At 44.0% G+C, this 5,988-nt stretch carries 6 protein-coding genes; all 6 read left to right on the forward strand.

Annotation, left to right across the window (positions count from 1 at the left end):
- The first annotated feature begins 76 nt into the window (after positions 1-76).
- On the forward strand, positions 77-1,582 hold the full coding sequence (gene trpE, locus K9H14_08155) for an anthranilate synthase component I (protein ID MCG9480157.1): 1,506 nt from the start codon (positions 77-79) through the stop codon (positions 1,580-1,582).
- The gene (gene trpD, locus K9H14_08160) at positions 1,567-2,583 is read left to right on the forward strand and encodes an anthranilate phosphoribosyltransferase (protein MCG9480158.1); all 1,017 of its coding nucleotides are present in this window, start codon (positions 1,567-1,569) and stop codon (positions 2,581-2,583) included. Before trpE ends, trpD begins: the two co-directional genes overlap by 16 nt.
- Before the next feature lie 16 nt (positions 2,584-2,599).
- Complete coding sequence (locus tag K9H14_08165; protein MCG9480159.1) at positions 2,600-3,376, forward strand: indole-3-glycerol phosphate synthase TrpC; 777 nt, start codon at positions 2,600-2,602, stop codon at positions 3,374-3,376.
- Entirely contained in the window at positions 3,377-4,036 is a 660-nt protein-coding gene (locus K9H14_08170; GenBank protein ID MCG9480160.1) for a phosphoribosylanthranilate isomerase, read from the forward strand.
- Positions 4,029-5,216, forward strand: coding sequence for a tryptophan synthase subunit beta (trpB, locus tag K9H14_08175; protein MCG9480161.1), 1,188 nt, complete (start codon positions 4,029-4,031; stop codon positions 5,214-5,216). Before K9H14_08170 ends, trpB begins: the two co-directional genes overlap by 8 nt.
- The coding region (gene trpA, locus K9H14_08180) for a tryptophan synthase subunit alpha (protein ID MCG9480162.1) at positions 5,209-5,988 on the forward strand (780 nt) is incomplete at its 3' end. The genes trpB and trpA, both read left to right, overlap by 8 nt.

A 5,988-nucleotide genomic window follows, 5' to 3' on the forward strand; every position in this document is an offset into this window, starting at 1 on the left:
ATCATATTCTTTTAAAAAGTAATACTTTCTTTATTCAAACATTGGCCTCTTATAATAATCCTTAAATGGAGGAACAATGTTTAATTTAACCAAACAAAAATTTAATAATCTTTCAAACAGTTATAATGTAATCCCCCTGTATCGCCAGTATGTGGTAGATACTGAAACCCCGGCCTCTCTTTTTCTAAAGATAAGAGAAAAGCTTGAGCCCGTATTTTTGCTGGAAAGCGTGGAAGGCCCCCGGGGATTGGCCCGGTATTCTGTAATCGGGGTAGATTACAGCAGGTTAATAACTTATAAAAATAATGTTCTTACCATGGAAGACCGCAATGGCAATATTTTACAAAAAGCAGAAGGGCATCCCTTAAAACAGCTCAGGAACATAATGTCCGGCATAAGATTATACCGGGATCCTGGTCTTGACCATTTTTTAGGAGGAGCCGTTGGCTATGTTGGCTATGATATGGTCAAGTATTTTGAAAATATTGCCATAAAGGAAAACCCTTTATATCCGGAAATGATGCTTTACTTAACCGATTCCCTGATAGTGGTAGACCATTACCTCAACCGCCTAAAGATTATAGCTACCATGAATATTGGGGACGGGCTGGACAGCAACCAGGCTTACTGCACCTCAGTTGAAATTATAGAGTCCCTGGAGAATAATATTTTCAGGCCTTCCAAAGCAGCCAGCGGTTCCAGCCAATGGATAAGAGAAGAGGCTGATATAGAATATGAGTGTAGCCAAACCCAGCTTGATTTCGAGCAATCGGTAGAAAAAGCAAAAGGCTATATAAAAAGAGGCGACGCATTTCAAATAGTATTATCCCAGAGATTCAGTATGGATACTAATGCTGAGGGTTTTGATATCTATCGCAGACTCAGGACCACCAACCCTTCTCCCTATATGTTTTTCATGGATTTTAAGAAATTTCAGATGGTTGGCTCTTCTCCCGAACCTCTGGTTAAAACCAATGGAGATAGGATACTTACCTGTCCCATAGCGGGAACCAGGAAAAGGACCGGCGATGATTCTCTGGATGAAGAAGTGGCTAGGGAGCTTCTAAGGGATAAAAAAGAAAAAGCAGAGCATAACATGCTGGTAGATCTGGCAAGAAATGATCTGGGAAGGGTTTCTGCCTATGGAAGTGTAGAGGTTAGCAGTTATATGCAGGTAGAGAAATATTCCCATGTTATGCACCTGGTTTCAAAAGTGGAGGGCAACCTGATGCCAAACCGGGATATATTTGATGTTCTATCCAGTGTATTTCCGGCAGGTACCTTAACCGGAGCGCCCAAGGTAAGGGCAATGCAGATAATAGAACAACTGGAATCACAACCAAGGGGTCCCTACGGCGGAGCGGTTGGATATTTTGGTTATGACGGTAATATGGATTTGTGCATTACTATAAGGACAGCTTTGCTAAAAGGGAGTACTGCATATGTACAGGCAGGAGCGGGCATAGTTTATGATTCAGTACCGGAAACAGAGTATTTTGAAACTATTAATAAAGCAAAAGCACTGCTGAGTGCTATCAGCATGGCTAAGGATAAAGGAGGTTCAAGATGCTTTCAGAAATAATAGAAAGACTAATTAATTTTAATAATCTTACCAGCCATCAGGCCTGCAGTGTTATGGAGTACATAATGAAGGGCGGTGCCAATGATAGCCAGGTTGCTGCCTTTTTAACTGCTTTGAGAATGAAGGAAGAGACGGTTGAAGAGATTAACGGCTTTGCCCGGGCTATGCTTAACATGGCCCAAAAGGTTAAGTCCAGGCATCCATTGGTGGTAGACACCTGCGGAACTGGCGGAGATAAGAAAAATACTTACAACATATCTACAACTGCTGCCTTTATTGCTGCAGGCGCCGGAGTAATAGTAGCCAAACATGGTAACCGGGGGGTATCTTCCAGCAGCGGAAGTGCTGATGTATTAGAGGCCCTGGGATTAAATCTCAACCTGGACCACCAGCAGGTAATTAAATGTATAGATAATATTGGAATAGGATTTATCTATGCACGGAAGGCTCATGCAGCCATGGCCAGGGTAGCCGGAGCCAGAAAAGATTTAGGTATAAAAACCATATTCAATGTGCTGGGCCCCATAACTAATCCAGCTATGGCTACCGGCAGAGTGCTGGGGGTATATGAAGAAAAGCTGGTGGACAAGGTAACCCAGTGTTTAAAAAGCCTGGGAATAAAAAGAGCGTTGGTGGTATACGGTATGGAGACCCTGGATGAAATATCGGTTAGCGGCAGGACATTGGTCTCAGACCTAAATAATGATAAAGTGATAAGGTATGCCATAAGCCCGGAAGATTTTGGCCTGGCCAGGTACAGGTTGGAAGAACTAAGGGGAGGAAACCCCAGCCAAAATGCCAGGATATTGATTGATATCCTCAGGGGCAGACAGAAAGGAGCAAAAAGGGCGGCAGCTTTATTAAACGGAGCAGCTGCTATTGTTGCCGGTGGAAAAACTGAAAATTTTTCAGAAGCTATTGCTATGGCCAAAGAGTCAATAGACAAAGGGAGAGCCATGGATAAATTAAACCGATTAATCGAATATAGTCAACGTCATTAGATACAGGGAGGTCTTGTTGGATTATCTTAAGAAAATATTATTGCATAAAAAAAATAATCAACCCAAGGTTTCTAAGAACTCCGGGATAAAACCGGGAAAATTTGCTTCTAATTTTAGCAGAAACCACATCAATATTATTGGGGAAATAAAACAAGCCAGTCCCTCCAGAGGCAAAATCAGTTATAGCTTGGACAAAGCAGAAGCAGCAAAGCAGTATGGCCGGCACTCCAGTTTTATAAAAGGGGTATCGGTTTTAACTGAGCCCCTGTATTTTAAGGGGTATCCTGAGGACATAAAAACAGTAAAAAAATCCTGTCAGCTGCCGGTCTTAAGAAAGGACTTCATAATTTATCCTTCACAGGTTTATGAAAGCGCTCAGTTGGGGGCAGACTGCATTTTGCTTATAGCTTCTCTACTGGGGGTTAAAAGGCTAAAAAGGCTGCATGATGTGGCTATACAATTGGGCCTGGAGGTCCTGGTAGAGGTACATAATCGGCCTGAACTGGATAAAGCCATGTCTGTGGGAGCTAAGCTGATAGGCATAAATAACCGCAATTTAAAAACCCTTGGCATTGACAAACAAAATGCTATATCCATGATCAAACAGATACAGAGCCAGGATCATCTTATCTATATTAGTGAAAGCGGAATATCCAACCTGGAAGATATTATGGAGATGTACCAGGCGGGGGTAAGAAATTTCCTTGTCGGGACTTATTTTATGAGGGCAAAAAGTTTAAAAGTTACTCTGGATTATATGGAACGTGCCTTAAAGGCCAGGGAGTTGATTTAGATGGTCTGGGTTAAGATATGCGGCATAACCTCAACTAATGAGGCGCTGAAGATAGCGGACCTGGAGCCGGATGCATTAGGCTTTATACTTTCCACCGATAGCAGAAGGAGAATAAGCCTGGTTCAGGCGGAAAGTATCATAACCCAGGTAAGGAAAAGATACGGGTCCAGAAGCCCCAGTATGGTAGGGGTATTTGTAAATGAACCTGTTTCCTATATATACCAGGCAATAGAGAATCTGGCTCTGGATATGGTACAGCTTAGCGGCAATGAAGATATAGATTACATTAAGGATGTAAACAAAACCGGCGCTGCGGTAATAAAAGCTATAGCCTGTAAACTGCAGACAGATGTACAGGGTATTATTGCAGATATTGAACAGGTGGCAGATTATTTCCTTGCCGATACCTATAGTAAAAATTCCTATGGCGGAAGCGGAAAGACCTTTGACTGGGAGATTGTTTCCGGGCTAAACATGAAGGAAAAACTGATAATTGCCGGCGGTCTGGGACCGGATAATGTAACAGAGGCCATAAATACGGTAGACCCTTTTGGCGTCGATGCTTCTACGGGGCTGGAATTGCCAGGGGGTGGCAAGGATAAAGAAAAAGTAAAAAAATTTATAACCCTGGCCAGGGGTATGGGAGGACATTATGGATAAAAAAGAAAGGCCAGGCTATTATGGCCGGTTCGGCGGAAGGTTTGTTCCCGAGATTCTGATAAGTGCTCTGGATGAACTGGAAGCTAAATATAGGTGGGCTAAACAAGATAGGGATTTCCAGACCCGGTTAAAGAACCTGCTTACCCAGTATGCTGGAAGGCCTACCCCCCTTTATTATGCCCAGCGGTTGTCAGATGAAATAGGGGGAGCAAAGATTTACCTTAAAAGAGAAGACCTGTGCCATCTGGGAGCTCATAAGATCAACAATACCCTGGGGCAGGCTCTTCTGGCCAAGAAGATGGGTAAAAGAAATATTATAGCTGAAACCGGAGCAGGCCAGCACGGGGTATCCACGGCTGCCTGTGCAGCCCTGTTTGGTTTTAACTGCAAGGTGTTTATGGGCAAGATTGATATAGCCAGGCAGCAGTCCAATGTATTCAGGATGAAACTGTTAGGCAGCCAGGTGGTGGAAGTAGAGTCGGGCAGCATGACTCTAAAAGATGCCTGCAATGAAGCTTTAAGATACTGGGTCTCCCATATCGAGGATACTTATTACATCATAGGTTCGGTAGTGGGGCCTCATCCCTACCCCTTAATGGTAAGGGATTTCCAGTCAGTTATTGGAGAAGAAACCAAAGGACAAATATTGGCCCAGGAAGGGAGACTGCCCGATTATCTGGTAGCCTGTGTGGGAGGCGGAAGTAATTCTATGGGTCTTTTTTACCCCTTCCTGGAGCAGGAAGTTGCAATGGTGGGAGTAGAGGCAGGAGGGCTGGGAGTAGAAACCGGCAAACACTGTGCTTCCATTGGTCAGGGCGAAGAAGGTATATTCCAGGGAGCTTTCAGCTATGTGCTCCAGGATGACTATGGACAGATAAGCCAAACCCACTCTATTTCTGCCGGCCTTGATTATCCAGGAGTAGGGCCAGAGCATTCACTTTTGGCAGAGAGTAAAAGGGTAAGCTATACATCTGTAGATGATGGCCAGGCCCTGGAAGCTTTTAAGCTATTGTCTACCTGTGAGGGAATAATACCGGCCCTGGAAAGCAGCCATGCCCTGGCCTGGGCCATAGAGAAAGCCAAATCATTGGGCAGGGACAAGATTATAGTAGTTAATCTGTCGGGCAGGGGGGATAAGGATTTGGATACAGTTATGAAAGAGGAGGCAAAGGGTGAGTAGAATAGAAGATGTATTTAAAAATCTGGGTGGAAAAAAAGCTTTTATCCCCTTCATAACCTGTGGATATCCAGATATGGAAGGCTTTAAACAGCTTGCTTTTAAATTGGCGGAAAACGGTGCGGATATTATAGAGATCGGTCTTCCCTTCTCCGATCCGCTGGCTGACGGTCCCATGATACAGAAAACTAGCAAGATTGCCCTGAAAGCAGGAGTCAATACCGATATTATGCTAAAAGCGGTGGCCGGATTGGAGGAAACTGGTATTCCTCTGGTGGTAATGAGCTATTTTAATCCGATTTACAGGTATGGTGTAGGGCGTTTTCTAGGGGAATGTACTAAAGCAGGTATTAAGGGTTTGATAATTCCCGACCTGCCCCTGGAAGAGGCTTGTGCTTACAGGGATTTATTTAATGATTATGGCCTGGATAATATAATGATGGTCTCCCTGACTACCAGCAGGAAAAGAATGGCCCTTATAAGCAGAATTGCCACCGGGTTTGTTTACTGTGTTTCGGTTAGGGGAGTTACTGGATCTAAGACCGGGCTGCTGGATGAGCTAAAGAGTTTTCTTGGACAGGTAAAATCAGAATTCAGGATACCTGCTGCTTTGGGGTTTGGCCTGTCTTCTGTGGACCAGATTAACCAGATAAAAGGTTTTGCTGATGGTATAATAATAGGCAGCAAGATCCTGTCCATAATAGATCAGGAACCTGAACTGGACCAGGGCCTGGACAGGGTGGCTGAATTTTGCAGAGCGGTGAGAAAGAGCCTG

This window comes from Actinomycetes bacterium (genome assembly GCA_022396035.1).
GTDB lineage: Bacteria > Actinomycetota > Humimicrobiia > Humimicrobiales > Humimicrobiaceae > Halolacustris.